Below are 25,216 nucleotides of genomic sequence, written 5' to 3' on the forward strand. Positions count from 1 at the left end.
CTCAGTTCTCGCTCTGGTCAAACTCGCTGAAGAAGCTCGCCACGTGTTCGGCGTCCAGCGCCTCGAGGGTGGGCGGGTTCCAGCGGGGTGTCTTGTCTTTGTCGATCAGCAAGGCGCGCACGCCTTCGATCAGGTCGCCGCGCTCGAACCACTGGCGGTCCAGGTGCAGCTCAAGGGCGAAGCATTGTTCCAGTGGCAGCTCGCGTCCGCGACGGAGCATTTCCAGGGTCACGGCCATGGCCAGCGGCGAGCGGGTTTCCAGCAGGTCGGCGGTGGTGACGGCCCACTCATGGCTGTCGGCGACCGCTACCTGACGCAGTTGCTTCACAATACTCGGCACATCGGGTTGGGCGAAGAAGTGGTCGATGGCCGGGCGCAAGGTCGCCAGTGGCGCATCAGGCAGATGCTGCCTGGCGAGTGTTGCCAGCAGGCCTTGCAGATCCTTGAGCGGCGTGTCGTGCCATTCGAGCTGGTCGAGTTTTTCGTCCAGCGTGCCCAGCTTGACGCTTTCGAGGTACCAGTCGGCCAGGCCGCAATACAGCGCATCGGCGGCACGAATCTGTACGCCGCTGACGCCGAGGTAAATCCCCAGTTCACCGGGGATGCGCGGCAGGAAGTAACTGCCGCCGACGTCCGGGAAGTAGCCGATGCCGACTTCCGGCATGGCCAGGCGGCTTTTCTCGGTGACCACGCGCAGGTCTGCGCCTTGCACCAGGCCCATGCCGCCACCGAGGACAAAACCGTCCATCAGGGCCAGTACCGGTTTGCGGTAGTGATGGATCGCGAGGTCGAGGGCGTATTCCTCGACGAAGAAATCTTCATGCAGGGTGTCGCCGCTTTTGAAGCTGTCATGCAGCGAGCGAATGTCACCACCGGCGCAGAAGGCTTTTTCCCCGGCACCGCGCAAGACCACGGCATGTACTTGCGGATCCTGGGCCCAGGCGTCGAGCTGGCGGTGCAGGTTGCGCACCATGTCCAGGGTGAGGGCATTGAGGCCGGCGGGGCGGTTGAGGGTCAGGTGACCAATGTGGTTGCGAACCTCGGCCAGCACTTCGTTTTGCATGGCATCCATGGACTGAGTCCCCGGAGCAGAAACCTGAGCAGTCATCACTAACTCCCTGCTTTTATTGTCTTTATCGAGATGCTCGCGCGCGAGCGATGGCGGATCGTATCAGTGCAAATTTGCCTTGTACAACCCGGATAACTGCAGGTTATCTGTGCATTTTTGCATGTCGATGTCCGATACTGTTACAGCGTAGACCAAGGCCAATTCAGGCAAACGCCGCGAGCAGATCCTCTTCGAACGCCTTCTGCGCCTCGCCGGCCACCTGTGCCCGATGCCGGGTCAGATGAAACTCGACATCGAAACTCATGTCGCCTCGGCGCACGGCCCTGAGCAAACCCTTGTCTTCCCAGCCACGAGCGAAGTGGCTGGGCAAGTAACCGACATGCCTGCCGGAAAGGATGAAGGCGAGGGTGCCTTCGACTTGTTCGGAGCGTGCTGAACACAACTTGCCCTGGAAGGGTTCGTCACTGCGCAGAAAACGGTAGGGGTGGTCGACCCGGTCGCAGGCTTGCAGATCCTGATCGTCCGGGTCCGGGTTGCTGAACAGCGGATGGCCGGGGGCGCAATACAGATGCTGGGTTTCAATGAACAATTGGCGGTAGTCAAACGCACTTTGCACTTGCGAGAAATAGCCGATGGCCAGGTCCAGGCGCTGTTGCAGCAGCAGGCGCTCCATTTCACCGGGCATGGCACTGATCAGTTCGATGCGCACTGACTCGTCCCGTTCACGGAAGCGCCGGATCGCCCCGGCCACCCGTTGCAGCACCGATTGATCCAGGGCTTCGGACAGACCCAGGCGCACTTCGCCGATCAAGCGCCCGGCCACGCCATTGGATTGATGACGGAAGGCTTCGATGGACTGGAACAATCCACGGGTGGCGCTGAGCAGTTGTTCGCCCTTGGGTGTGATCCGGAACCCGCCCTTGCCACGACTGCATAGCCGATAGCCAAGGCGCGTTTCCAGTTTGGCCATTTGCTGGCTGATGCTCGACTGGCTCAACCCCAACTCGCCTTGGGCGGCGCTGAAGCCGCCGCACTCCACCACGCTGACAAACAGACGCAACAATTGCAGATCCAGATCGTGGAGTTGGCCGAGCATCAAACATTACTCCGTCATAAAGTCAGGTTAATTAACTTGGTATTTTACCAATGTATCCGACGACGCATCCTGCAATCACTTCCTCTGGTCAGGTGTTCGTCATGGCTCCCATGTTCAAGCTGTGTTTACCCGCGCTGTTCCTTGCCATGGCCGCCTCGGTCCAGGCCGAAGACAAGGTGGTCAATCTGTACAGTTGGGCCGATTACGTCGCCCCCGAAACCCTGCAACGGTTCGAGCAGGAGACGGGTATCCATGTGCGCTACGACACCTTCGACTCTTCGGAAGTACTGGAGACCAAGCTGCTCACCGGCGGCAGCGGTTATGACGTGGTGGTGCCGTCCTCCAGCGTGCTGGCCCGGGGTCTTGCGGCGGGGGCGTTGAAACCGATTCCCCATGAAGGACTCAAGGGTTACGCCAACCTCGATCCGGACTTGCTGGAAAAACTCGCCGCCGTCGATCCAGGCAACCGTTACGGCGTGCCTTACACCTGGGGCACCCTGGGTTTGGGCATGAACGTCGAGGCGGTCAAGCAGCGCTTGCCGGATGCGCCGCTCAACAGCCTAGACCTCCTGTTCAAACCCGAGTACGCGAGCCAGTTGAAGGACTGCGGCATCGCCATTCTCGACTCACCCCAGGAAGTGATCGGACTGGCGCTGCATTACCTGGGTAAAGATCCCTACAGCACGGACAAGAACGATCTGTCAGCCGCCGAGGCGTTGCTGCATCAGCTACAGCCGAACGTACTGTACGTCGCCACCGGGCGGCAGATCAGCGACCTGGCCAATGGCAGCGTGTGCCTGGCGCTGACCTACAACGGCGACGCGAGCATGGCCGCCGACCAGGCACGCAAGGCCAACAAACCCTATGAAATCGCCTACCGGATTCCCAGGGAGGGCACCCTCGTGTGGCAGGACAACCTGGCGATTCCCAAGGACGCGCCGCACCCCGAATCCGCCCGCGCCTTTATCGAGTTCATGCTGCGCCCCGAGTCCGTCGCTGCACTGACTAATACGTTGTTCTTCGCCACGGCGAACCAGGCCGCCACTCCGCTGGTGGATGAAGCGGTGCGCACCGATCCGGACATCTACCCGCTGGCCGACGTGCGCGAACGGTTGTACGCCGACCGCAGCATGAGCCTCAAGGACATGCGCCAGCGCACCCGCTTGTGGACCACTTTCCGTAGCCGCCAATAAGAAAAGAGAAGGAGCCTTCAATGGACGTCCCGATGCAGAACGATCAAGCCATTACCCGCGACAGCCTATACGGTACGGCCGCCGAAAGTACCTACGCTGGTATCACCAGTTTCATGCGTCGGCGCTACAGTCGTGACCTGCGTGGCGTTGATGTGGCCGTCAGTGGCGTGCCGTTCGACACGGCCACCAGCAACCGCCCCGGCGCACGCTTCGGACCACGGGGCATTCGCGCCGCCTCTGCCGGGATCGCCTGGGAACGGCACTGGCCGTGGACGTTTGACCCGTTCGATCATCTGGCGGTCATCGACTACGGCGATTGCGATTTCGATTACGGCTCGCCGCAGTCGACGCCTGAAATGATTGAGGCCCACGCCGAGCACATCCTCAATGCCGGCACGGCGATGCTGACCTTTGGCGGCGACCATTTCATCACCTATCCGCTGCTCAAGGCCCATGCCCGCAAGCATGGGGCGTTGTCGCTGATCCACTTCGACGCCCACAGCGACACCTGGCCGGACGAAGAGGGCAAGCGCATCGACCACGGCACGATGTTCTGGCACGCGGCGAAGGAAGGCTTGGTCGATCCGTCGCATTCGGTGCAGATCGGCTTGCGCACCACCAACGATGATCACCAGGGCTTTCAAGTGCTCGACGCGCGGCAAGTGCATCGTCGTGGTTGCGAGGCGATTGTCGAAGCGATTCGCGCGCGGGTCGGCGACAACCCGGTGTACCTGACCTTCGACATCGACTGCCTCGATCCGGCGTTCGCTCCGGGTACCGGAACACCGGTGTGCGGCGGCTTGAGCACGGTGCAGGCGCTGGAGATTCTCGGCGGTCTGCGCGGGATCAACCTGGTGGGCATGGACGTGGTGGAAGTGGCACCGGCCTATGACAGCGCGGAGATTACGTCACTGGCGGCGGCGACGCTGGCGATGGAGATGCTGTGTCTGTATGCGGCCAGACATAAGGTCGACCGGTAATACTCAATCGAAATGTGGGAGCGGGCTTGCTCGCGAAAGCGGTGTGTCATTCAACAACAATGTCGACTGACTCAACGCCTTCGCGAGCAAGTCGGATCGCCGCACCGCCGCTCCCACAATTTTGATTTGTATCAGGCCACTGGAATGATTGGCAGGTCGAGGATCTGCCCCCCGCTGAACCGTGCGGACGAACCGGAAATGGATTCGTGCGGCACGCCTTTGGCCACGTCACTGACGCCGTCCAATCGTGCCATTTGCTCGGTACTCAACTGCACATTCAGCGCGCCCAATGTCGCGTCCAGTTGCTCCCGGGTCCGGGAACCGAGGATCGGGATCAGCGCCGTGGTCGAGCGCCTGGCCTTTTCCCGCAACCAGGCGATGGCCACGTGGGTCGGGCTGGCGTCCAGTTCTGCGGCGACATCGATCAAGGTGTCGAGCAGGGCGGTTTCGCGGGCGCTTTTTTCGGCGTGAATCAGCACGCCGAGCTTGTTCGCGCGATTGTCGCCCTCACTGTTGCGATATTTGCCAGTCAGGAAGCCGCCACCCAGCGGCGACCACAAGGTCGCTGCCAGACCCAGGGCTTCGGCCATCGGCAGTTGTTCACGCTCAGCAGTGCGTTCGGCGAGGCTGTACTCGACCTGGATCGCGGCAATCGGCGCAAAACCACGCACCTCGGCCAAGAGGTCGGCGCGGGCGATGCGCCACGCGGGGAAGTTCGACAGCCCGGCGTAATGAATCTTGCCGGCACTGACCAGGTCGTCGAAGCCGCGCAGGATCTCTTCCATGGGCGTGACGCCGTCGCTCATGTGCGCCCAGAACAGGTCGATATGCTCGGTCTTCAGCCGTTTAAGGCTTTCTTCGACGGCGCGCACCATGTTCTTGCGGCTGTTACCGGTGTGGGAAATGCCGGCCGCCGGTGTAGTCCCGAGGGTGTATTTGGTGGCGATGACCAGGCGATCCCGCTCTGCGGCGATGAATTCGCTGAGCATGGCCTCGGACTGCCCGCCCTGATAGCCGTTGGCGGTATCGATGAAATTGCCACCGGCTTCCAGATAGCCATCAAAAATCCGTCTGGCTTCGTCACGCTCGGCGCCATGGCCCCAACCGGTACCGAAATTACCGGTACCCAGTGCCAGTTCGGAAACACGCAAGCCGGTTTTACGACCGAAAACTTTGTAATGCATGGGATGACTCCAGAGGGATGGCGACAAGGTTTAATAGATTCTCAACAACATCTATTAAATATGATGCTAGTAATTTAAAGCGTCAAGGCGCTTTTCCTTTCTGCACAAAACTGCCGATCACCGGTCACGTTTTTCATTCGCAATGGCATACTGCCGCCCATGACTATCGATTCCCCCTTAAGCGCCTGGCAGCATGCCATCGAACAAAAGGACTTCGTCCAGGACGAGGCCCAGGAACATGCCGTGTGGGCCCTGCAAAAGTGCCACGAAGCCCTGCACGAAGGCCGCGCGCCCATTTCCGGCGTGTACCTGTGGGGGCCGGTGGGGCGGGGCAAGACCTGGTTGATGGACCAGTTCTACCAAAGCCTTCGAGTACCGGCGCGGCGCCAGCACTTTCACCACTTCATGGGTTGGGTGCACCAGCGCTCGTTTCAACTGACCGGCACCGCCGATCCGCTCAAGGCGTTGGCCCGTGAACTGGCCGAAGAAGTGCGCGTTCTGTGTTTCGATGAGTTGTTCGTCAACGACATCGGCGACGCGATTATTCTCGGGCGCCTGTTCCAGGTGATGTTCGAACAGGGCGTGGTGGTGGTCTGCACGTCCAATCTGCCGCCGGACCAGTTGTACGCCGACGGCTTCAATCGCGATCGTTTCATGCCCGCCATCGCGGCGATCAAGCAACACATGCAGGTGATTGCGGTGGATGGCGCGGAAGACCATCGCCTGCATCCGGGGGCCGGCTCGCAACGCTACTGGGTGGCCGAGCCCGGCAGGCCCGGCGCGCTGGATGAAGTGTTCCAGGTGTTGAGCGTCGGCCAGTCAGTATCGAGCGAGTCGATCCAGGTCGGTTACCGCACCCTTGAGGTGGTCAAGGCCAGCCCGACTGTGCTCTGGACCCGTTACGCCGCGCTGTGCGAGCAACCCTTCGCGGCCATGGATTTCATCGCCCTGTGCGATACCTACGGCGCTATTCTGTTGAGTGACGTGCCCAACCTCAGCGCACAGAAACGCGCCGGGCGCATTGCCCGTGGCACCGAGGACGGTGTCGAGCGGGTGGACGCGGGGGATCGCGAGTTGCCGCAGTTGTCGGTGCATGACGACGGGGTGCGACGGTTCATTGCCCTGGTGGACGAGTGCTACGACCGCAAGGTGCCGCTGTACCTTGAGGCGCAGGTGCCGATGGCGTCGCTTTACACCGAGGGTTATCTGGAGTTCCCGTTCCGCCGCACCCTCAGTCGATTGCAGGAAATGCAACTGCAACGGTTTGCCGAAGTTTGATCGGGAGCAGCGAACATGAATCAGCCCCTGTCACACCATTTGCTGACCATGGCCTATCAGAACGCCTGGGCCAACCACCGACTGGCCAAGGCCTGGCGTCAGTTGAGCCCACAGGAACTGAGCGCACCCCGGGTCAGCTTCTTCCCGACGATCCGCGCCACGCTCAACCACAACCTCACCTGTGACTGGTTTTATGTGGACGCCCTGGAGCGTGAACTGCGCGGCGACGATCCGCATCCCGATTGCCGGATGTTTTTCAAGGAAGACGAGCCCTGCCTCACGGCGACGGACCTGGTTGGTGAGCAGGCCCACGTCGACCGCCGGCTGATCGCCTACTGCGAACAGATGCGCGACGCCGACCTCGGCAAAATCGTGACCATCGCCCGCGACAACCCGCAACACGACAGTCGTTTGCGCCTGTTGTCCCATTTGTTTGAACACCAGATCCATCACCGCGGCCAGGTTCACGCCATGCTCAGCGGCACCTCGGTCCGGCCACCGCAACTCGACGAGTTTTTCTGCGCCGGAGAGTCGCACTTGCGCGCCGAGGATTTTGCCGAGCTGGGATGGACCGAAGCCTTGATCTGGGGCGCTTGAGCGCCAAAAATTTGCGCGGTTGCGATTGTCGGTACCACGGTGCTCGCGCTATGGTCTGCCGGCACTTCAGCGTGAAATACATGCTGGGGGCTACTTCATGTGTGATCGAGGATGGAAATGGACTCCGCAGAAATTCTTGTGCTTCAGGCCAGTTACACCAATCCGGTGCATGCCGAGGCTATTTGTCTGGTGTTGAACCACTACGCCGAAGACCCGATGGGAGGCGGCCAGCCGTTGCCAGCCAATGTACTGGCGCAACTCCCGGCAGAGCTCGCCAGGCGCCCCCACGCTTTCAGCGTGCTGGCCTTTGTCGGTGGCGAGCCGGCCGGGCTGGTCAATTGCTTCGAGGGATTCTCGACCTTTGCCTGCCGGCCGCTGGTCAATGTGCACGATGTGTCGGTGGTGAAAAAATTTCGCGGCCTGGGCTTGAGCCAGAAGATGCTGCAAAAGGTCGAGGACATCGCCCGTCAACGTGGCTGCTGCAAGCTCACCCTGGAAGTATTGGAAGGCAATGCCGTGGCGCAGGGTTCGTATGAAAAAGCCGGTTTCGCCGCCGGCATGTTCGACCCGGCTCATGGTCGAATGCTGTTCTGGACCAAGAGCCTCTGACTCAACAGGCAAAAAAAGGGCGCCGATCAGGACGCCCTGTAGTCTTCTCCGACTGTAGAGCCGCAGTCAGGAGGCCATGGATCATTTCGGTCTGTAGGTTTCAGTCATTTGTGCGGTTTGATCGTCCGGAACCCGCAGCTCAGTGCTTTGGATAGGGTGGCCCAGGGCTTCTTGCTGGGCCAGTCGCAGGCTTTCGTAGTAATAGCGCATGCGTTCGGCTCCACCTTCGGCAAAAGCGCTGGTTGAGCCCAAGGCCATCAGGCCGGCGAGAATCATTGCGGTGCGTTTCATGGTTTGCCTCCCACTACAGATGTCGGATGCCTTTCGTCCATGAATCTATGAAGCAGTGTCGAATTGGCATTATCCGCCGAATCCGTTAAATGGGAATTAACTTCACGAGCATGAAAAAGGGGCCGGAACCGGCCCCTGAAAGGATTACTGCTGGACGACCGTCGGTGGCGTCTTCGGCTTCATCAGACTGAAGTCGATCAACGCCCGTTGCTCACGTTCATACGGGTTGCCGATCATCAATGGACGAGCCTTGAAGCTGTCGCTGACCAGGCTCTTGCTGCGATCGAGTTCGTCGAAGCTCAGGCCTGCGAGGTCCGCCCAGGTGTGGATCAGGTGCGAACTGCTGTAAGGACGCGACAGATCACCGGCGAGGTTCCAGTCATGGGCTGCTCGCCATTTCGGGGAGGCCCAGGCCATGAACGGAATGGTGTACATCGGTGCTGTCGGCTTGTTCTCGTTGCGCCCCAGGGTGCTGTGGCCCACGGAATCGAACACGTCTTCGCCATGGTCGGAGAGGTACAGCAGGAAGCCGTTCGGGTCGGTCCTGGCGTAGTCCTTGATCAGGCTGGACACCACGAAATCGTTGTACAGCACGGCGTTGTCGTAGCTGTTGTACGTCGGCAACTGGTCATCGCGAATGCCGGCAGGTACGCCGTCACGGTCCTGGAACTTGTCGAAGGTCGACGGGTAGCGGTACTGGTAGCTCATGTGCGTGCCGAGCAAATGCACGACGATGAGTTTACGCGGTGCCGCATCGGCCAAGGCCTTGTTGAACGGCTCGATCACGTCGCCATCGTACTGGGCGGCGTTCTGGTTGCGGTTATTGTTCAGGTACACCTGCTCGTCGGCCTGTTCGGAGAAGGTCGTGAGCATGGTGTTGCGCTTGGTCATGGTCTGCTGGTTGGTGATCCAGAAGGTCTTGTAGCCCGCCTGTTTCATCATGCTGACCAACGATGGCGTCGACAGGTACAGGTCCGGGTTTTCTTCGTCGGCGAAGGTCAGGACCTGCTGCAGTGCCTCAATGGTGTAGGGGCGTGGCGTAATGACATTGTCGAAAACGTCCAGTTGATCCTTGAGCTTGTCCAGCTCCGGCGTGGTTGCCCGGGGATAGCCGTACAGGCTCATGCGCTGACGGTTGGTGGACTCGCCGATCACCAGCACCAGGGTCGCAGGCTGGTTGGCCATGGCGTCCTTGAGGTTGTGCAGCGGTGGAGTCTTGCTGGCGCTTTCCAGCATGTCCTGCATTCCGGCCAGGGTGTCGAGGTAACGGTGATAGGCCACGGCCATCTGCCATGGCACCGCAGGTTCGATGCGGGTTTCGAACTTCTCGAAACCGGCGGCGAAACTGCCGGTGCGCTGGGTCTGCTTGATCAGCGGATAGGCGACCACGGTGAACAGGAGGGCTGTTGCCGCGACCAGCGCCTTGCCACGGGGCAGGTACACCGGGCGCAGGCGTGTCCACAGGAACCAGGAAAAAGCGCTGTGGGCCAGGAACGCCGGGACCATCCACCAGGCAAAGTACTGGGTCATGTACTCGCCGGCTTCAGCCACGTTCGACTCGAACATGATGAAGATGACGCTCTGGGAAAATTCTTGCTGATAAATGAAGAAATATCCCAGGCTCGCCATGGAGCACGCCCACAGTACAACGCCAATCACGGCGGCCATGACACGGGTTTGCCGAGGGAACAGCAACATCGGCGCCAGCCAGATGGCGCTCATGACGAAGGCCTGGCGGAATCCGGTAAAGCCGGAGGTGCCAGTCAGCTGGATCAGTAGTTGGGTAATGCCGGAAAAGTACCAGAAGAATACAAACAGCCAGAGGAATCCGGCCCAATCAAATCCTGCCGCAGTCGTTTTGCTGCGTTTAAACAAAGACATTCAGCGCTCCAGCCGAGAATTCACTACCACCGCCGGGACTTGGATATCGCGGACGACGAACGAGGGCCGCGCGGAATCGGGCGACCTAAACGAGTAATTATTGTGAAACAATTGTGAAAATTATGTGAGTTGCCAGGAGTGGCAGGGCGTGAGCCGGTGCGGAAGCAGTGCAATCAGCTCCCGCTTGAAAGGAGGGGGTGTCAGGCCAGTGGAGCGCGTTGCGTCACAGCCAGGGGCTGCGTCTGACCGGTTTGCAGCAGCAGCCGCAAGTGCGCCAGTTCCTGTTTCAATTGATCGCGTTCGTCCTTCAACTGGCGCAATTCATCGCGACGGATTGTGACGTAAAGGGTTTGTGCTGGCAGTGCGGTATGTACTGTGCCCATTGCTCACCTCGCAAATGGCGTGTCTCAACTGTAGGTACGCCTCGAAATCCGGGGCTGACCTACTATCGGCGCCAATTTTGATTTCTTTTGCCCCCAAAGGGAACTTTTTTATTTTTCATGGTCGTTGTGTCTTCGGTTTGATTCCCGACGTTATCCATCAGGATCGGGCACAATGCCCGGAAACTTCACGCCAACGCTCTGGACTAACCTCATGAGTCGCGTTGGGCTATAACCTTTGACACACTTTTATTTGTAGTAGGGAGCATCAGCACATGCAACTCGGGATTATTGGACTGGGCCGCATGGGCGGCAATATTGCGCGGCGCCTGATGCTCAACGGGCACACCACCGTTGTTTATGACCGCAATACCGCCTTTGTCGAAGCCCTGGCCACAGAAGGCTCCACGGGCGTCACCGATCTGCCAGCGCTGGTCGCTGGCCTGGCCAGGCCGCGTGCGGTCTGGGTCATGCTGCCGGCAGGCGCACCGACCGAAGAAACCATCGACACCCTGAGCACCTTGCTCGAAGCCGGCGACACCATCATCGACGGCGGCAACACCTTCTATAAGGACGATATCCGTCGGGCGAAGACCCTGTCGGAAAAAGGCCTGCATTACATCGACGTCGGTACGTCCGGCGGCGTCTGGGGTCTGGAGCGCGGTTACTGCATGATGATCGGCGGCGATGCCGAGACCGTTAAGCGCCTCGACCCGCTGTTCGCAACCCTGGCCCCGGGCCTGGGCGACATCCCGCGCACCAGGGACCGCAAGTCCGACGACGAGCGTGCCGAACACGGCTACATTCACGCCGGTCCCGCCGGCGCCGGGCATTTCGTGAAGATGATCCACAACGGCATCGAATACGGAATGATGCAGGCCTTCGCCGAGGGCTTCGACATCCTCAAGACCAAAAACAGCGAGAGCCTGCCGCAAGACCAGCGTTTCGACCTGAACGTCGCCGACATCGCCGAAGTCTGGCGTCGTGGCAGCGTGGTGTCCTCGTGGTTGCTGGACCTGACGGCCGACGCCCTGGCCAGCGATCCGAAGCTCGACGGTTTTTCCGGGTCCGTGGCCGACAGCGGTGAAGGACAATGGACCATCGAAGCCGCGATGGAGCAAGCGGTGCCGGTGCCGGTGCTGTCGAACTCGCTGTTCTCTCGCTACCGCTCGCGTGGGCAAGGGACCTTTGGCGACAAGGTTCTCTCGGCCCAGCGCTTCGGCTTCGGCGGCCATGTGGAGACCTCGAAAAAATGACCCACTCGATCCGCAGAAAATCCAAGGCTGAACCCGCGCCGCCGACCACGCTGTTCCTGTTCGGCGCCCACGGCGATCTGGTCAAGCGCCTGCTGATGCCGGCGCTGTACAACCTCAGCCGTGACGGTTTACTCGGGGATGGACTGCGGATCATCGGCGTTGACCACAACGCCATCAGCGATGAAGGCTTCGCGAAAAAGCTCGAAGACTTCATCCGCAACGAGGTGGCCACCAGGACCGGCAAGGGCGATCAAGCCCTTGACCCGGCGCTGTGGGCCAAGCTCGCCAAAGGCATCAGCTACGTCCAGGGCGATTTCCTGGACGACAGCACTTATCAAGCGCTGGCGGCAAAAATCGCCGACAGCGGTACCGGCAATGCGGTGTTCTACCTGGCCACCGCGCCGCGTTTCTTCAGTGAAGTGGTACGCCGCCTCGGCTCGGCCGGCTTGCTGGGAGAAACCCCCGAGGCCTTCAGAAGGGTGGTGATCGAAAAGCCCTTCGGCTCCGACCTGCATACGGCCGAAGCCTTGAACGCTTGCCTGCTCAAGGTGATGACGGAAAAGCAGATCTACCGGATCGACCATTACCTGGGCAAGGAGACCGTGCAGAACATCCTGGTCAGCCGGTTCTCCAACAGCCTGTTCGAAGCGTTCTGGAACAATCACTACATCGACCACGTGCAGATCACCGCCGCCGAAACCGTCGGCGTGGAAACCCGTGGCAGTTTCTATGAGCACACCGGCGCGCTGCGGGACATGGTGCCCAATCACCTGTTCCAGTTGCTGGCGATGGTGGCGATGGAACCGCCCGCCGCATTTGGTGCCGATGCGGTGCGCGGCGAGAAAGCCAAGGTCGTTGGCGCGATCCGTCCCTGGACGGTCGAGGAGGCCCGCGCCAACTCGGTGCGCGGCCAATACGCCGCCGGTGAGATCGACGGCAGGTCACTGCCGGGCTATCGCCAGGAAAACAATGTCGCCCCCGACAGCAATACCGAAACCTATGTGGCCCTCAAGGTCATGATCGATAACTGGCGTTGGGTCGGCGTGCCGTTCTACCTGCGTACCGGCAAGCGCATGAGCGTGCGTGACACCGAGATCGTGATTTGCTTCAAGCCGGCGCCCTATGCGCAGTTCCGCGATACCGAGGTCGATGAGTTGCAGCCGACCTATTTGCGCATTCAGATCCAGCCGAACGAAGGTATGTGGTTCGACCTGCTGGCCAAGCGTCCCGGTCAGGCCTTGAAGATGGACAACATCGAGCTCGGGTTCGCCTACAAGGATTTCTTCGAGATGCAGCCGTCCACCGGCTACGAAACCCTGATCTACGATTGCCTGACCGGCGACCAGACGCTGTTCCAGCGCGCCGACAACATCGAAAACGGCTGGCGCGCGGTGCAACCGTTCCTGGATGCCTGGCAGCAGGACTCCAGTGTGCAGAGCTATGCCGCCGGGGAAAACGGCCCCAAGGCCGGCGAAGAATTGCTCACCCGTGACGGTCGCGTCTGGCACAGCCTCGGATAATACGTATCTCCTGTGGGAGCGAGCAAGCTCGCTCCCACAGGGTTTGGGGGGTTACAGCCAGTAGCTCACCGCATACCACCCGAGCACGCCCATCACCACGGTGTACGGCAATGCCATCCAGACCATTCGCCCGTAAGACAGGCGCACCAGCGGTGCAATCGCCGAGGTCAGCAGGAACAGAAACGCCGCCTGACCGTTGGGCGTCGCCACGCTCGGCAGGTTGGTGCCGGTATTGATCGCAATGGCCAGCGTTTCGAAATGCTCACGGGTCATCTCACCCGCCATGAACGCGCGCTTCACTTCGGTGATGTAAATGGTTGCCACGAACACGTTGTCGCTGATGGCGGACAGCAGGCCGTTGGCAATGAACAGCATGCCCGGTTGTTGGTCTGCCGGAAGCGTCAGCACCCAGTGGATCAGCGGGGCGAACAGTTGCTGATCGTGAATCACCGCGACCACAGCGAAAAACACCACCAGCAATGAGGTGAATGGCATGGCGTCCTTGAACGCGGTGCCCAGGCGGTGTTCGTCGGTGATGCCGGTAAAGGCGGTGATCAGCACGATCACCATCAAACCGATCAAACCCACTTCGGCGATGTGAAACGCCAGCCCGGCAATCAGAATCAATGCGGCAAAGCCTTGCACCAGAAGCGCTGCACGTTGGCGCGTGGTGCGCTCGGCATTGTCTTCGGCGGCGTAGTTGGCCAGCACCGCACGGACGTTATCCGGCAGCAGCGTGCCGTATCCGAACCAGCGCAGCTTTTCCAGCAGGACGCACGTCACCAGCCCGGCAACCAGTACCGGCAGGGATACCGGCGCAACCCGGGTAAAGAACTCGGCGAAGTGCCAGCCCATTTCATGGCCGATCAGCAGGTTCTGCGGTTCGCCGACCAGCGTACAAACGCCACCCAGCGCGGTGCCCACGGCACCGTGCATCAGCAGGCTGCGCAGAAAGGCGCGGAACTGTTCGAGATCGCCGTGGTGCAGGGTGGGCAGATGTTTGTCGTCGCTGAACTCGCTGTCCTGACGCGGATCGTTACCCGAGGCAACGCGGTGATACACCGAATAAAAGCCTACGGCGGCACTGATGATCACGGCAGTCACGGTCAAGGCATCGAGGAACGCCGACAGAAAGGCCGACAGAAAGCAGAACATCAGGGCCAGCAGGGCCTTGGAGCGGACCCCGAGCAGCAGGCGCGAGAACAGGTACAGCAACAGGTCCTTCATGAAATAGATACCGGCCACCATGAACATCAGCAGCAGGATCACCGGGAAGTTGTGCAGCAACTCGTCGTACAGTGCCTGGGGCGTGGTCATCTTCAGCAGCAGGGCTTCAATCATCAGCAGGCCGCCAGGCATCAGCGGATAGCATTTGAGCGCCATGGCCAGGGTGAAGATGAACTCCAGCACCAACAGCCAGCCGGCAGCCACCGGGCCTGCGGTCCACAGCACCAGGGCATTGAGAATCAGAAAGCTGACGATGCAGACCTTGTACCAACGGGGCGAGTGCCCGAGAAAGTTGTGCGCGAACGCCTGGGCCATTGAACCGGACATCGGCTGCTCCTTGTCTTGAGAAGCGCGCAACTTGCCGTAAGCGCGCGAGAAGATCAAGCGCAGGAAAAATGCCGGTGTTTATCCCTGGAAGCGAGCGATGACCGCCTTGTAGTTTCCTTGCAGCGAATAGCCTCCAACGACGATGTTGCCATTGGCTTGCGCGGCGATACAGGTGGCGGTATCCAGGCTGGGGCCGAGGCGGGTACGTGTATAGCCGCTGCCTTTGCCAAAACGGCGATCGGGAAGGCCGTTAGGCAGGTATCGCCCGAGAATGAAGTCTGCTTCGATGCCGCCGATGGTGGCACCCGCCGTCAGCACAGCGCCATCGGGCTGCAACTGCGCGGCGGTCCACTGGCATCCGCTGTAACCGATTTCCCGACGCTGCGGATGTCCTCCGTTGCAATGAGTGTCGGGTCGGCCGTTGCTGTGCATTTTAAATGTCAGGCAGTGCATTGGCTCGCTACTGCTGCCAAAACACAGGACGTCACCTTCGTTTTGCTGGACCACCCGGCTGACCCTGGCGCCATGCCCTTGCGCCTTGAAGGTCATGAATCCATCCACGGCAAAACGGTCGTCGAGGCGCCCGTCAGGGTGATAGCGTGCCAGCAAGCCTTCCTCGGGAAAGTTGATCGATCCACCGACCAGAATTCGGCCATCACGTTGTACCGTCAGGCTGCTGAGCCAGGTATTCATCAGCAGGTGCCTGACCATCACGAAGCCGCGGTCATTGAACGAGCAGTCCAGCGAGCCTTCGACATCCAGTCGTATCAACATACCGACGTGATCGGCCAGTTCGAAGTGATGGTTGGCCAGGATCAGGATCCGGCCGTCTTGTTGTACGTCGACATCGCAGGCTTCAGCGCCCGGCACACCGGGAGGGAGCCATTTATCGCGCATGCCCAGGGACAAACCGCCAGGCAATCGCACGACACGGCGGCCATTATCGCCAAAACTTCGAACCAGGCGACCGTCCTGATCCAGCAATGCCAGGGCCGGGAGCGTGCGGTGTGCGTTTTCGTATTGCAGGCCGGCCAACAGGATATTGCCGTCGGGCAAGATCAGGACCTTGGTGCCCATGGCTTCGAACCCCGGCTCGAATTGCCCGATGACACTGCCTTGTTTGCCGAACGTGAGGTCTGCGCAACCATCCTCCAGCAAGCGGGCCAGGCCAAAGCGGTTGCCATCGGCCATGCCGACTTTTGCAGCTACCAGCAAGCGACCTTGCGCATCGATCGCAACGCCATTGGCCAGGCTGAAAAGGCTGTCGGCGAAATAGACCTGGGTTTTGCCGTTGGCGGCAAACGTCGTATCGAGGGCCCCGGCGTTGTTCCGGGTGGTGGGGTAGGCAAAAGCGGACTGGATAGACATGCGCCGCATCTCCTTGCGAGTCGTCTTGGTCCAGAAGTTTGGGTGGCGACTTGTAAGGACAATATTCAATCCCTGAATGAAAGGATGCGCAACGGTAAGAACTAACAGACGGAGGGTCGTTGTGTGCCACAACAGTGTCTTTTCGAACCAATGGCGAGCCTGCAAAGTATCAGGCGTATGCAAAGTTCGAATTAAACAGTGGCAACTAGTGCGCGCGGCCAGAAAAACCTGCGAGCTAAAGACAGGAGGAGGGCGCGGATTACTCCGGAGTAATCCGCAAAACGATCAGTGCGGCATCGACCACGATTGCAGTGTGTAACCTTCCTCGCTCAATTCGGCGCGGGCCTGTTCCAGCAGCAATTCGAGTTGTGCGGGATCGGAATAAGCGCTGCTTGGGATCTGCTTGCGGCCAATGCTGGTGCTGGTGCGGTCGATAACGGTCAGGCTGAGTTCGCCATTACCGTCTTGTGGAGCCCAGGCCACGCATTTGAATGGTTTAAATGCGCGGTCGGCAATCAGAAGTGCTTCGTTGATACGCAGCGGGGCGTTCATGGGGTCTTCTCTCTGTATGCCCAATCAAGTGATGTGCCGACGGTTGGGCTTACCGTTCGGCTGGTTACTTGTACTGATGCCCGCAACCGGGGTTTGGGTCACACACAATCAAAAGAAATTTCCACTTTATTTCACAGGCTCAAGAATGAGCCTGACATTGAAAGCTGAATGAAAGGAAAGAGTCGTTAGGTAACTAACATAATCGCAACTTATAACTGGTTGCATTGCATGCCTATAGTCAAACGGTACAAGCCCCTGTCAAATTCTTGCTAATGTTACAGCCAGGTCCGCCAAATGACTGTTTTTAATAAATTTTCGTAAATTTGGCGCCAAGGAACAGTCATGAGTGATGCGCCTGCCTTACGACGTTTATTAGTGGTGGACCCCTGTGACGATTGCTATCGTCTGCTCCCTGGATTGCGCGCGATTGGTTGGGACGTTGACAGCTGCACGCTGGAGAACGCCGCTGACCGAACCTGCGACGTGGGCTTGTTACGTTTGCAGCCCTTTCACCTTGAGCACCCGGAGGCTGTCAAAGAGTTGATCACCCGCAGCGGCACCGAGTGGATAGCTGTACTCAATCAGGAAGTGCTGCGGCTGCAAAATGTCGGCGATTTCGTCTGTGAGTGGTTTTTTGACTTTCATACCTTGCCGTTCGATGTGTCCCGGGTTCAGGTAACACTGGGCCGGGCGTTTGGCATGGCACGGTTGCGCGGGCAGGGCACGGTCCATGTTGACCAGCCCGAGCACGAATTGCTGGGCGACAGCAAACCTGTCCGTGAACTGCGAAAACTGTTGAACAAACTGGCTCCGACCGAATCTCCAGTGTTGATTCGCGGTGAAAGCGGCACCGGCAAGGAACTGGTCGCACGAACCCTGCACCGTCTGTCCCAGCGTCACAGCAAACCCTTTATCGCGATCAATTGCGGCGCGATTCCCGAACACTTGATCCAGTCCGAGCTGTTTGGTCATGAGAAAGGCGCATTTACCGGTGCGCACCAGCGCAAGGTCGGACGGATAGAAGCCGCCAACGGTGGCACTCTGTTTCTCGACGAGATCGGTGACCTGCCACTGGAGTTGCAGGCCAACCTGCTGCGGTTCCTCCAGGAAAAACACATCGAGCGGGTGGGCGGCAGTCAACCGATTGCGGTGGATGTGCGGGTTCTGGCGGCGACGAACGTCGACCTTGAAGCGGCCATCGCGAAGAAACGCTTTCGCGAAGACTTGTATTACCGCTTGAACGTACTGCAAGTGTCGACCGTTCCGCTGCGCGAGCGCCATGGCGACGTGGCGACGCTGGCCAACCACTTCTCCCATTTCTACAGCCGTGAAACCGGGCGCCGCCCACGCAGCTTCAGCGACGACGCGTTGATTGCCATGGGCAAACACGACTGGCCAGGCAATGTTCGCGAACTGGCCAACCGCGTTCGTCGCGGGCTGGTGTTGGCCGAAGGCCGGCAGATCGAGGCCCGTGATCTGGGGTTGATCAGCCAGCACACAATCACCGCGCCGATGGGCACCCTCGAAGAATACAAGTCCCGGGCCGAACGCCAGGCATTGTGCGATGTATTGAACCGCCACAGCGATAACCTGAGCGTCGCCGCCAAAGTATTGGGTGTGTCGCGACCGACCTTCTACCGGTTGTTGCACAAGCACCAGATTCGCTGAGCCACCAGCCGGAAACCAAAAACCCGTTGCGATTGCAGCGGTTTTTTTGTTCGGGTCAGAAGTAGTAAGGGAGTTTCAGGCTGAACTGGAAGTCCGGGGCATCGTCCGTCATGCCGATGGACAGGTTGGGGACGATGGTCAGGTTGTCGGTGGCCGCAATGGTCATGCCGATGTTGAAGTAACCGGCGTTGGCATCGCTGGAGACCACCGATTGCCAATCTCCGCCATCTTCCTTGAGCTTGCTTTTGCGTTGCACCAGGTCGGAGACCGAGAACGACATACTCATCTTTTCGTTCAAGGCGAACGCAATACCGGCGCCAATCTGGAAGCTGTCGCCAATGCGTACTTTGCCCGGTGTCTTGACCGCCGGGTTGGAACTGATGTCGTCGAAAGACTCTTCCAGGTTGTGCGTGTAGGACAGGCTGCCGAACAGCACGGCCGGATCGAACGTCTTGACCAGCGAGATCCCCGGCGTAATCGACCAGACGCCGTTACCGGTAGGCAAGGATTCAGGCACGGCCAGGTTGGAGTTATCGGCCACCCGAACCAGCTTGATGCCGAACGGGTCTTTGCCGGTAGGCGCCTTGACGCGCAAGGTCACCACGGCATCCGGCGTGTTGGCCGATTCGTCGAGGAATTTGTAGGCGATACCGAAGTTGACGTCACCAATGGTCGGGTCTTCCTTGACGGTCTCTTCGGTGGTGACGTTTGCGGTGCCGCTATTGCCGCCACCGGACTGGTACGTGGACTCTCGGTAGACCACCGGCACGTTCAGGTCGAACTGCCAGCGATTGTTGAAGTTGTAGCGGCCGGTGAGGTCAAGTGTCCAGGTGTCGGCCTTGATCCGGTCCAGGTTGATGGCGCCCAGGAAGATCGAGTCCAGGGCGAGAAAACCGTTGAGGACAAGTTGGCGGGTATCGTATCGGGAGTAGGTTATCCCGGTTTCGACGCTGAACTTGCCACCGCCGAAGAACCCGCTGGCCTCGTCATACAGGTTCGAAACGCTTTGCGCCGGTTGCGAGTCATTGGCCAGCGATTGTCCATAAGAGCTGCCGCTGCCCCCGGCGGCGCCCCCTGAAGCCGCCGCGGCACCGGTGCCGGTGGCGACGTTTGGATTGCCCTTGAGGTCCGCTGGCGACTTGGCCAGGCGTTTGGGAGGGGGCGCAGCGGGCTGTTCTTCGACCTGACGGACCCGTTGTTCGAGCACCGCCAGGGCTTTTTGCTGTACTTCGTATCGTTGCTTCAACTCCAGAAGCTCTTGTTTGAGAGCCTCCAGTTCCGGGTCAGGTGCTGCCTGCAACATCGCCGCTGGGAGTAGAGCACTCAAGCATGCAACTGCACGCAGTGATACTGATCGGTGCATGGAATAAGCCGTCCATTTGTGCCCAATGGTCCAGACTCAGCGTAGTTCAATAGCCCATGGTCCGTAATGCAGCGAGTTGGTTGAGGTTGCAGTCCAATGCACCCGCACTCGGGCCATTATTGTTGAGCACTACGTTGAGTTGAGTCATGTTGTCGACCATATTGCTGCTGCCCAGCAACCGGGTGTTTTGCAGCAACCCGCCTTGGGCGACCTGTTGCAGGCTGGTGCCCTGGTTGTTGTTGGCGGTAATGGCCATCTGAACACCGCCGCTGGTCGCGGATACGGCGACACTGCCTGCGGCATTGCTGCCGGTAATGGTTTGACCGGCTATCAGCGCCTGGCCCTGGCTCGGTACCAGTGCAGGGGCCGTGCTGGCCTCTTTGACGTTGATGGCGATGTTGTTGTTTGCGCTGTTGCCATCGCCTGCGGCCCGTGTGACCTGGGTTATGCCCCGGGAAGTGCTCAGGGCAGCGCCCCCCGTCACGTGACCGCTGCCCGACCTGGACGAACCGCCATGACCGGATTGCTTGATGGTTGAAACATAGAACTCGGGTTTGACCGTTGCGGCCTGAAGCTGCATCGAGGTGGAGGCTCCGATCAGATCACCACTGGCATTGCGCCAGGTACTGCTCATGACGACACCGAAGCTGATGACCCGCCCCGGCATCACATATCGGCCACGCAACTCGGCCAGTTCCTGGTCCTTGATTTCGATGGGTCTGAACTCATCAGCAAAACCTGAAGTGTTCGCTGCCAGACAGACAGCGACCACCCAATACGAGGTTTTCATTTGCTGCTCCCGGAGCATCCTGCCCCCTGTCATCTTGTTGGCGATTAAAAGAAGTCGCTCTGTATGAAACCAAAATCCATCAATTCGGCATCTTTGACCGGGTTGAAGTTATCCATCTTGTTCTTGGCTGTCAGCGGTTCCGGTGGACTGCGTAACGCATTGGTTTTGTCGTAACCGGGACCGACGATAGCGAAAATAATGCCATTCCAGCCTTTGACAAAGTCATCATGGGAGTAGCGTTTGTGACCGAGTACCGGGTCGCCGATATAGACCCAGTGCTTGTCCGCCCGCTGCATCACCACGAAGTGCTTGTAGCCGCGAATTTCCATCAGCACCACCACCGGAATCGTCACGGCTTCGAGTCTTTCCGGCGGGATCCTGTAGCCCCGGGCACGCATGCCGATGCGTTCTATGTAGCGCTTCATGTCCAGCATGGAAAAACCCTGGGTACGCACAATGTCCTGGTCTGCGGTGACCAGCATGCCCTTGATGATGTGCTCCTCATCGACGTCGAGCCAATAGGCCTGGCGCAGTATCGTTGCCAGCGCGGCGGCGCCGCAGCTGAAATCGGTTTTCTGTTCGACGATGTCGCTGAACTTGCGCTCGCGCAAACTCTGTACATGCTTGTACACCAGCACGCCACCCGGCAGGGCGGCAACCGGCATCTGTGCAGCCTGGGTCAGGCCAGACAGGCAGAGCAGGGCGAACAGGACAGTCTTACGCATGATCGATACGCCTTGGGACTGTGGAAAAGCCCCGTCGCCGGGGCTTTCATTGCAATCGCGATTACAGACAGGACTTGCAGCCCGCGGCGATGGACAGCGAGTTGCTTTGCTGGTTGCCCACACCCGACGATACGTTCGCTCCGCCGTTGCCGGAGAAGTTGTTCATCGAGCCCGTTATCGAAGCATTGTTGGTTACAGGGGCTTTCCAGCCCTCTGGCGTCATCACTTGTTGAGTGGTTACGCCAGCCAGACCGAGTACACCCACGGCTACGAAATCAGTCTGGGTGCTGTCGTCATGGTTGGCGTTGTTGGTGACGTTCAGCCCGGACGTGCTTTGGTTGGCCGCCGCCGCCGCTAGTGCTACACGACCGCCGGAAACGGCAATCGCCAGGTTGTTTTTCTGTTGGTTGAAGGCGCCGGTGGTCACGTTGATGCCGAGGTTGCCGGAACCGCTGTTGCCTGCGTTATTGAGCGTTGTGTTGTTGGTGTTGGAGTGGTTCCTGGCGGTGTTGCCGGAGCTCTTCTGAGTCGCGCTGGAGACGGCGACCGCGGTGCCGAAGATGAAGCTTTCGTCAGCCGTGGCAAGGGCGGCGGCGTTGTCTTGCTGGTTGCCGTTACCGGCTGCGACGTTGGCGCCCATGTTGCCGTTGGAGTTGTTCAGGGAGTTATCGACTCTAGCGTCGTTTTGGGTGTCCCGGTTCAATACACTGCTGTCACTGCTTTCCTGCGAGTCCAGCACGGCAGCCCCGGCGCCTGCTGTAATCTGCAGAATTTGTTCCAGTGTCGGGCCTTTAGGCTGCTGGTTGTTGCTCTGGCCATCGCTCTGGCCGTTGCCTTGATCATCATCAAGGCTGCCTGCTTGTGCTGCGAATGCCATCACTGCTGCCAGAGCGAAAGCCAGAGGTTTGAGAGCAGTTGTCGGGTTCATGGTGTTTCTCCGTGCTCATTAGTTGGTCAGGTGTTGGTACTTTCCTGATCGCACTGTTTCGGGGTCAGTCAGCGACCCGGATGCTCAGGGTGTTAGCCATTCGGTTCCCCACCCCGGCACTCTGGTTTACCTGGATCACTCCCCGGCTGCCGGTGAAGGCCTGGTCGCTTGTCACGACCTGGCGACTGCCATTTGGGGCGCCAGTTGCTCCCGAGTTCGGTAACAACGCCACGTTCTGTTGAGAAAGGGCACTATCGTCGATGGCTTGCGGTGCAGCGCTGATGCTGATGCTGATGCTGATGCTGATGCGCATGGCGTTGGCCATCTGGTTGTTCGCCCCGGCGCCCTGGTTGACGCCCAGTACGCCGTTGCCATTACTGAAGGAGGAGCCGCCGATACTGGCCGTGGCGTCCATCGACGGATTGGCGGGCGTGGTGATTCTCTGCCGGACGCTGGTGGTCGCACCGGCCTGGGTACCTATGGCGATCGCGCGGACGTTGGCCTGCTGTTGTTGATCGCCAGCCGCCTGGTTGACGTTGAAGTTGCCGCGGTATTGAGTACCGGAGTCCTGGAGGGTGGCGTTGTTCACCGAACTGACGCCCGAGTCGGCCATCACACTGGTGCAGCCGAGCAGGGCAAGTAACAGCAGGGATCGACTCATCTCATTGGCCTCCCGCCATCCTGCCCAGTGAACCGAGGCCGCTGCTCATGGCGCGGTTGATGGTTCCGGAAATCGCGCTGCCACTGCCACCGCCGTGGCCGACGGACATGCCGGGCATACCGTTGGGGTTGGTGACGACGTTGAGGCCTTGCAGGCCACCCAGACTTTGCCCGTTGCTGTGGCGAAGGGCCGTTCCGGTGGTGACCCCGGCAATGTCGGCGTCGCTGAGTTCGCCGGTGACGCGGGCCGATGGGTTGGCGTTGAGGGTGTTCGGGTTTGGATCTCTGCCGCCGCTGCGACCAATGGGAGTCGGGTGAATGGTGCGATCAAGCACGATGACGCCGTTGCCTTCGGCTCGAACGTCAAAACTGAAAGCCGCGCCTGCAGCGCTCGCGATCAGCAGCAGGCACGTCAAGGCTTTTTTATCGAGTATCCCCACGACGTTCTTTCCTTCTCATGTGGGCTGGCTCTGGTCGGCTTTTTGAAGGAGAGAGCGAAAGCTGTGCCGGTTTTTGAATTTCTCGTTGATTCAATGGCTTATGGATGTTGTCCGGATGGCCTTTGCCGGGAATGTTTCAAAGGTGAGACGAAACCCTGCGCAGGCAGCCCTTATTTGCGGATAAATCGCTCTGGAACAAGGGTTTCAGCGGCGTTGTATCAATGACTTAACAAATCCGATGATCCTGCGGTGAAGGGTGCTGAAACAGGCGGTTTGAGGCAGGAAGGGTGTTTCAGGATCGGACACTTTTCCCCCGGGACAGGGGGGGATGGTGGGGAAATTGCCCCAAACGCCGGTCAGGCGTCGAGCAATCGGGTCACGGCGTTCAGTGCCTGGAATCGACGTTCTGCCCAATCTCCGCGCAGTACTTGAACCGGTTGTGCGTGGCGTTCAAGCCAGGCCAGGGTCTGCTCGAAAAATGCCTGGCGCTCACTCAGTCGGGGCTGGCAACGCTGGCCATCATCCGTCCATTCGATGTGTTCCGGCGACAGCAGCAAGTGCAAGTCGTAATGCCGGGCCAGTAGCGCTTGTTCGATCCAGGCGGGGCAGTCGCCAAACAGGGTTTGGCTCCAGAGGATATTGCTCAGCAGGTGCGTGTCGAGGATCAGCAAAGACGGTTGTTGCGCCCGTGCTTCGTCTTCCCATGCCAATTGACCGCGGGCGATGTGCGGAATGTCGGCCAGGGTGGTGTCCCGCGGATTCTGCTCGATGAACCAGCGTACATACTCGTCGACCAGAACCCCGCCGAAACGCTGTTGCAACTCGGCCGCCAGCCAGCTTTTACCGCTGGATTCGGGGCCTGTGAGCACCAGGACTTTCATGCGTGCAATGCCGGGTCGGCGCGCCATTGGCGCCAGCCCTGCACGGCGATAACGGCGAACAGCCCGTACAAGGTGGCGGTCAGGTACAGGTCCTTATAGATGAACAGCCCAACGAAAATCACATCCAGGGCGATCCACAGAGGCCAGCACTGGACACGTTTTTGCGCCATCCAGACCTGCGCCACCAGGCTGAATCCGGTCAGCGCCGCATCGAGCCAGGGTTGCGCGGCGTCGGTCCAGTGGGCCATGGCTGCCCCCAGCAACAGGCTGCCGAGTGCGCCGATGGCCAGGCTCAACGCCACGGAACGGGAATCGAGCCAACTGACCTCGCGGCCATGGGTCGTTTCGCCAACCCGTGTCCACTGCCACCAGCCGTAAAGCTGCAAGGCGGCATAGACGACTTGCAGCAACATGTCCGAATACAGCTTCACCTCAAAAAAGATCCAGCTGTATAGCAGCACCATGACCAGGCCGATGGGCCAGCACCAGGGGTTCTGCTTGACCGTCAGCCAGACGGCAATGACACCGAGGGCGGCGGCAAACAGTTCAAGCCCGGACATGGAGGTTCCTTTGTGAAATCGAAGAGGGGGCGGATTGTAACCGGATTGGCGTCGGGAATCCCGTGGCGCAGGGTGTGCTTCATTGGCGCGCGAAACGGTCCTGAAATCGGCCGTGTTCTTGCGGGTACAGCCGCGCTTTCTTGTTCCTGTCATAAACCATTGCCAGCATCCAGCCACGCTCTGCCGCACAAGCCTGTGCAAGCGGCACTCGATAACACGGCAGCGCCAATCGGACTTGTCTGATAGGATTTCGGCCCCGCACGGGTAAACCCGGAACAGGGTTGTTTTTTCACAGGATTTTTACGGTTCTGTGGTGATCCTTGATACGCGGGGCTTCAGCATCGCTGATCGCAATTCAAGCTTTTGAAAAATACTAACGGGGCATGCCGATGT

Annotated in this window: 25 protein-coding genes; 8 read left to right on the forward strand and 17 right to left on the reverse strand. The window is 59.7% G+C overall.

Features of this window, described 5'->3' with window-relative positions:
• Position 1: 1 nt before the first annotated feature.
• Entirely contained in the window at positions 2-1,108 is a 1,107-nt protein-coding gene (locus AC3IT6_RS13710) for an enoyl-CoA hydratase/isomerase family protein (RefSeq protein WP_489356236.1), read from the reverse strand.
• Positions 1,109-1,271: 163 nt separating this feature from the next.
• Positions 1,272-2,165, reverse strand: coding sequence for a LysR family transcriptional regulator (locus AC3IT6_RS13715; RefSeq protein ID WP_489356238.1), 894 nt, complete (start codon positions 2,163-2,165; stop codon positions 1,272-1,274).
• A gap of 101 nt (positions 2,166-2,266) precedes the next feature.
• On the opposite strand from AC3IT6_RS13715, the gene AC3IT6_RS13720 reads away from it, so the two are divergent.
• Together AC3IT6_RS13720 and speB are read left to right on the forward strand one after the other, a co-directional pair.
• Complete coding sequence (locus AC3IT6_RS13720; RefSeq protein ID WP_489356240.1) at positions 2,267-3,358, forward strand: polyamine ABC transporter substrate-binding protein; 1,092 nt, start codon at positions 2,267-2,269, stop codon at positions 3,356-3,358.
• 20 nt (positions 3,359-3,378) lie between these two features.
• The gene (speB, locus tag AC3IT6_RS13725) at positions 3,379-4,338 is read left to right on the forward strand and encodes an agmatinase (protein ID WP_489356242.1); all 960 of its coding nucleotides are present in this window, start codon (positions 3,379-3,381) and stop codon (positions 4,336-4,338) included.
• Between the two features lie 131 nt (positions 4,339-4,469).
• Here speB and AC3IT6_RS13730 read toward each other — a convergent pair whose 3' ends face one another.
• Positions 4,470-5,522, reverse strand: coding sequence for an aldo/keto reductase (locus tag AC3IT6_RS13730; protein ID WP_489356244.1), 1,053 nt, complete (start codon positions 5,520-5,522; stop codon positions 4,470-4,472).
• A gap of 159 nt (positions 5,523-5,681) precedes the next feature.
• Here AC3IT6_RS13730 and zapE point away from each other — a divergent pair, with 159 nt between their 5' ends.
• From zapE to AC3IT6_RS13745, 3 genes are all read left to right on the forward strand, one after another.
• On the forward strand, positions 5,682-6,800 hold the full coding sequence (gene zapE, locus AC3IT6_RS13735; RefSeq protein ID WP_489356246.1) for a cell division protein ZapE: 1,119 nt from the start codon (positions 5,682-5,684) through the stop codon (positions 6,798-6,800).
• 15 nt (positions 6,801-6,815) lie between these two features.
• A complete protein-coding gene (locus tag AC3IT6_RS13740; protein WP_489356248.1) occupies positions 6,816-7,397 on the forward strand; it encodes a DinB family protein in 582 nt (193 codons plus the stop codon).
• Between the two features lie 117 nt (positions 7,398-7,514).
• Positions 7,515-8,006 carry a GNAT family N-acetyltransferase gene (locus AC3IT6_RS13745; protein ID WP_150723745.1) on the forward strand — a complete coding sequence of 164 codons (492 nt, stop codon included), beginning with the start codon at positions 7,515-7,517 and terminating at the stop codon, positions 8,004-8,006.
• Positions 8,007-8,087: 81 nt separating this feature from the next.
• Here AC3IT6_RS13745 and AC3IT6_RS13750 read toward each other — a convergent pair whose 3' ends face one another.
• The 3 genes from AC3IT6_RS13750 to AC3IT6_RS13760 all read right to left on the reverse strand — a co-directional run bounded on the left by AC3IT6_RS13750 (position 8,088) and on the right by AC3IT6_RS13760 (position 10,561).
• Positions 8,088-8,297, reverse strand: coding sequence for a hypothetical protein (locus tag AC3IT6_RS13750; protein ID WP_008053741.1), 210 nt, complete (start codon positions 8,295-8,297; stop codon positions 8,088-8,090).
• Between the two features lie 144 nt (positions 8,298-8,441).
• Complete coding sequence (locus AC3IT6_RS13755) at positions 8,442-10,178, reverse strand: phosphoethanolamine transferase CptA (RefSeq protein ID WP_489356251.1); 1,737 nt, start codon at positions 10,176-10,178, stop codon at positions 8,442-8,444.
• 200 nt (positions 10,179-10,378) lie between these two features.
• Entirely contained in the window at positions 10,379-10,561 is a 183-nt protein-coding gene (locus AC3IT6_RS13760) for a DUF6026 family protein (RefSeq protein WP_046042083.1), read from the reverse strand.
• 272 nt (positions 10,562-10,833) lie between these two features.
• Between AC3IT6_RS13760 and gnd the strand changes: the two genes are divergently transcribed.
• Both gnd and zwf read left to right on the forward strand, forming a co-directional pair.
• Positions 10,834-11,814 (forward strand): phosphogluconate dehydrogenase (NAD(+)-dependent, decarboxylating), encoded by a 981-nt coding sequence (gnd, locus tag AC3IT6_RS13765; protein WP_489356253.1) that lies wholly within the window; start codon positions 10,834-10,836, stop codon positions 11,812-11,814.
• Complete coding sequence (zwf, locus tag AC3IT6_RS13770) at positions 11,811-13,334, forward strand: glucose-6-phosphate dehydrogenase (protein WP_489356255.1); 1,524 nt, start codon at positions 11,811-11,813, stop codon at positions 13,332-13,334. Before gnd ends, zwf begins: the two co-directional genes overlap by 4 nt.
• Before the next feature lie 51 nt (positions 13,335-13,385).
• Here zwf and nhaB read toward each other — a convergent pair whose 3' ends face one another.
• The 3 genes from nhaB to AC3IT6_RS13785 all read right to left on the reverse strand — a co-directional run bounded on the left by nhaB (position 13,386) and on the right by AC3IT6_RS13785 (position 16,808).
• Positions 13,386-14,888, reverse strand: coding sequence for a sodium/proton antiporter NhaB (gene nhaB / locus AC3IT6_RS13775; protein ID WP_489356257.1), 1,503 nt, complete (start codon positions 14,886-14,888; stop codon positions 13,386-13,388).
• A gap of 78 nt (positions 14,889-14,966) precedes the next feature.
• The gene (locus AC3IT6_RS13780) at positions 14,967-16,256 is read right to left on the reverse strand and encodes an NHL repeat-containing protein (RefSeq protein ID WP_489356259.1); all 1,290 of its coding nucleotides are present in this window, start codon (positions 16,254-16,256) and stop codon (positions 14,967-14,969) included.
• A gap of 285 nt (positions 16,257-16,541) precedes the next feature.
• A complete protein-coding gene (locus AC3IT6_RS13785; RefSeq protein ID WP_007970062.1) occupies positions 16,542-16,808 on the reverse strand; it encodes a hypothetical protein in 267 nt (88 codons plus the stop codon).
• Positions 16,809-17,150: 342 nt separating this feature from the next.
• Here AC3IT6_RS13785 and AC3IT6_RS13790 point away from each other — a divergent pair, with 342 nt between their 5' ends.
• Positions 17,151-18,476 carry a sigma-54 dependent transcriptional regulator gene (locus AC3IT6_RS13790; RefSeq protein WP_489356261.1) on the forward strand — a complete coding sequence of 442 codons (1,326 nt, stop codon included), beginning with the start codon at positions 17,151-17,153 and terminating at the stop codon, positions 18,474-18,476.
• A gap of 55 nt (positions 18,477-18,531) precedes the next feature.
• On the opposite strand, the gene fapF is transcribed toward AC3IT6_RS13790, so the two are convergent.
• From fapF to pnuC, 8 genes are all read right to left on the reverse strand, one after another.
• Entirely contained in the window at positions 18,532-19,839 is a 1,308-nt protein-coding gene (gene fapF / locus AC3IT6_RS13795) for a fibril amyloid transporter FapF (RefSeq protein WP_151213578.1), read from the reverse strand.
• A gap of 46 nt (positions 19,840-19,885) precedes the next feature.
• Positions 19,886-20,647 (reverse strand): fibril amyloid subunit FapE, encoded by a 762-nt coding sequence (gene fapE / locus AC3IT6_RS13800; protein WP_489356264.1) that lies wholly within the window; start codon positions 20,645-20,647, stop codon positions 19,886-19,888.
• 26 nt (positions 20,648-20,673) lie between these two features.
• Positions 20,674-21,354 (reverse strand): C39 family peptidase, encoded by a 681-nt coding sequence (locus AC3IT6_RS13805; protein ID WP_150753583.1) that lies wholly within the window; start codon positions 21,352-21,354, stop codon positions 20,674-20,676.
• Positions 21,355-21,415: 61 nt separating this feature from the next.
• Entirely contained in the window at positions 21,416-22,282 is an 867-nt protein-coding gene (locus AC3IT6_RS13810; protein WP_489356266.1) for a heme utilization protein, read from the reverse strand.
• 64 nt (positions 22,283-22,346) lie between these two features.
• Positions 22,347-22,943, reverse strand: a complete 597-nt coding sequence (gene fapB / locus AC3IT6_RS13815; RefSeq protein ID WP_489356268.1) for a fibril amyloid subunit FapB — start codon at positions 22,941-22,943, stop codon at positions 22,347-22,349.
• 1 nt (position 22,944) lies between these two features.
• Entirely contained in the window at positions 22,945-23,382 is a 438-nt protein-coding gene (fapA, locus tag AC3IT6_RS13820; protein WP_489356270.1) for a fibril amyloid chaperone protein FapA, read from the reverse strand.
• 356 nt (positions 23,383-23,738) lie between these two features.
• A complete protein-coding gene (locus AC3IT6_RS13825) occupies positions 23,739-24,263 on the reverse strand; it encodes an AAA family ATPase (protein ID WP_489356549.1) in 525 nt (174 codons plus the stop codon).
• Positions 24,260-24,823 carry a nicotinamide riboside transporter PnuC gene (pnuC, locus tag AC3IT6_RS13830; protein ID WP_489356272.1) on the reverse strand — a complete coding sequence of 188 codons (564 nt, stop codon included), beginning with the start codon at positions 24,821-24,823 and terminating at the stop codon, positions 24,260-24,262. The genes AC3IT6_RS13825 and pnuC overlap by 4 nt, the downstream gene beginning before the upstream one ends.
• Positions 24,824-25,216 lie beyond the last annotated feature (393 nt).

It is taken from the genome of Pseudomonas sp. KH_017 (genome assembly GCF_057840285.1).

What these genes read in the sequence shown, in the direction of transcription:
- AC3IT6_RS13730 (WP_489356244.1), bottom strand. Translation starts at nt 5,522, where the DNA reads ATGCATTACAAAGTTTTCGGTCGTAAAACCGGCTTGCGTGTTTCCGAA.
- AC3IT6_RS13740 (WP_489356248.1), top strand. Translation starts at nt 6,816, where the DNA reads ATGAATCAGCCCCTGTCACACCATTTGCTGACCATGGCCTATCAGAAC.
- speB (WP_489356242.1), top strand. Translation starts at nt 3,379, where the DNA reads ATGGACGTCCCGATGCAGAACGATCAAGCCATTACCCGCGACAGCCTA.
- AC3IT6_RS13785 (WP_007970062.1), bottom strand. Translation starts at nt 16,808, where the DNA reads ATGAACGCCCCGCTGCGTATCAACGAAGCACTTCTGATTGCCGACCGC.
- AC3IT6_RS13780 (WP_489356259.1), bottom strand. Translation starts at nt 16,256, where the DNA reads ATGTCTATCCAGTCCGCTTTTGCCTACCCCACCACCCGGAACAACGCC.
- nhaB (WP_489356257.1), bottom strand. Translation starts at nt 14,888, where the DNA reads ATGTCCGGTTCAATGGCCCAGGCGTTCGCGCACAACTTTCTCGGGCAC.
- AC3IT6_RS13710 (WP_489356236.1), bottom strand. Translation starts at nt 1,108, where the DNA reads ATGACTGCTCAGGTTTCTGCTCCGGGGACTCAGTCCATGGATGCCATG.
- AC3IT6_RS13720 (WP_489356240.1), top strand. Translation starts at nt 2,267, where the DNA reads ATGGCTCCCATGTTCAAGCTGTGTTTACCCGCGCTGTTCCTTGCCATG.
- AC3IT6_RS13715 (WP_489356238.1), bottom strand. Translation starts at nt 2,165, where the DNA reads ATGCTCGGCCAACTCCACGATCTGGATCTGCAATTGTTGCGTCTGTTT.
- fapE (WP_489356264.1), bottom strand. Translation starts at nt 20,647, where the DNA reads ATGCTCCGGGAGCAGCAAATGAAAACCTCGTATTGGGTGGTCGCTGTC.
- AC3IT6_RS13810 (WP_489356266.1), bottom strand. Translation starts at nt 22,282, where the DNA reads ATGAACCCGACAACTGCTCTCAAACCTCTGGCTTTCGCTCTGGCAGCA.
- AC3IT6_RS13760 (WP_046042083.1), bottom strand. Translation starts at nt 10,561, where the DNA reads ATGGGCACAGTACATACCGCACTGCCAGCACAAACCCTTTACGTCACA.
- AC3IT6_RS13745 (WP_150723745.1), top strand. Translation starts at nt 7,515, where the DNA reads ATGGACTCCGCAGAAATTCTTGTGCTTCAGGCCAGTTACACCAATCCG.
- AC3IT6_RS13755 (WP_489356251.1), bottom strand. Translation starts at nt 10,178, where the DNA reads ATGTCTTTGTTTAAACGCAGCAAAACGACTGCGGCAGGATTTGATTGG.
- AC3IT6_RS13805 (WP_150753583.1), bottom strand. Translation starts at nt 21,354, where the DNA reads ATGCGTAAGACTGTCCTGTTCGCCCTGCTCTGCCTGTCTGGCCTGACC.
- AC3IT6_RS13825 (WP_489356549.1), bottom strand. Translation starts at nt 24,263, where the DNA reads ATGAAAGTCCTGGTGCTCACAGGCCCCGAATCCAGCGGTAAAAGCTGG.
- fapF (WP_151213578.1), bottom strand. Translation starts at nt 19,839, where the DNA reads ATGCACCGATCAGTATCACTGCGTGCAGTTGCATGCTTGAGTGCTCTA.
- zwf (WP_489356255.1), top strand. Translation starts at nt 11,811, where the DNA reads ATGACCCACTCGATCCGCAGAAAATCCAAGGCTGAACCCGCGCCGCCG.
- zapE (WP_489356246.1), top strand. Translation starts at nt 5,682, where the DNA reads ATGACTATCGATTCCCCCTTAAGCGCCTGGCAGCATGCCATCGAACAA.
- fapB (WP_489356268.1), bottom strand. Translation starts at nt 22,943, where the DNA reads ATGAGTCGATCCCTGCTGTTACTTGCCCTGCTCGGCTGCACCAGTGTG.
- pnuC (WP_489356272.1), bottom strand. Translation starts at nt 24,823, where the DNA reads ATGTCCGGGCTTGAACTGTTTGCCGCCGCCCTCGGTGTCATTGCCGTC.
- AC3IT6_RS13750 (WP_008053741.1), bottom strand. Translation starts at nt 8,297, where the DNA reads ATGAAACGCACCGCAATGATTCTCGCCGGCCTGATGGCCTTGGGCTCA.
- gnd (WP_489356253.1), top strand. Translation starts at nt 10,834, where the DNA reads ATGCAACTCGGGATTATTGGACTGGGCCGCATGGGCGGCAATATTGCG.
- AC3IT6_RS13790 (WP_489356261.1), top strand. Translation starts at nt 17,151, where the DNA reads ATGAGTGATGCGCCTGCCTTACGACGTTTATTAGTGGTGGACCCCTGT.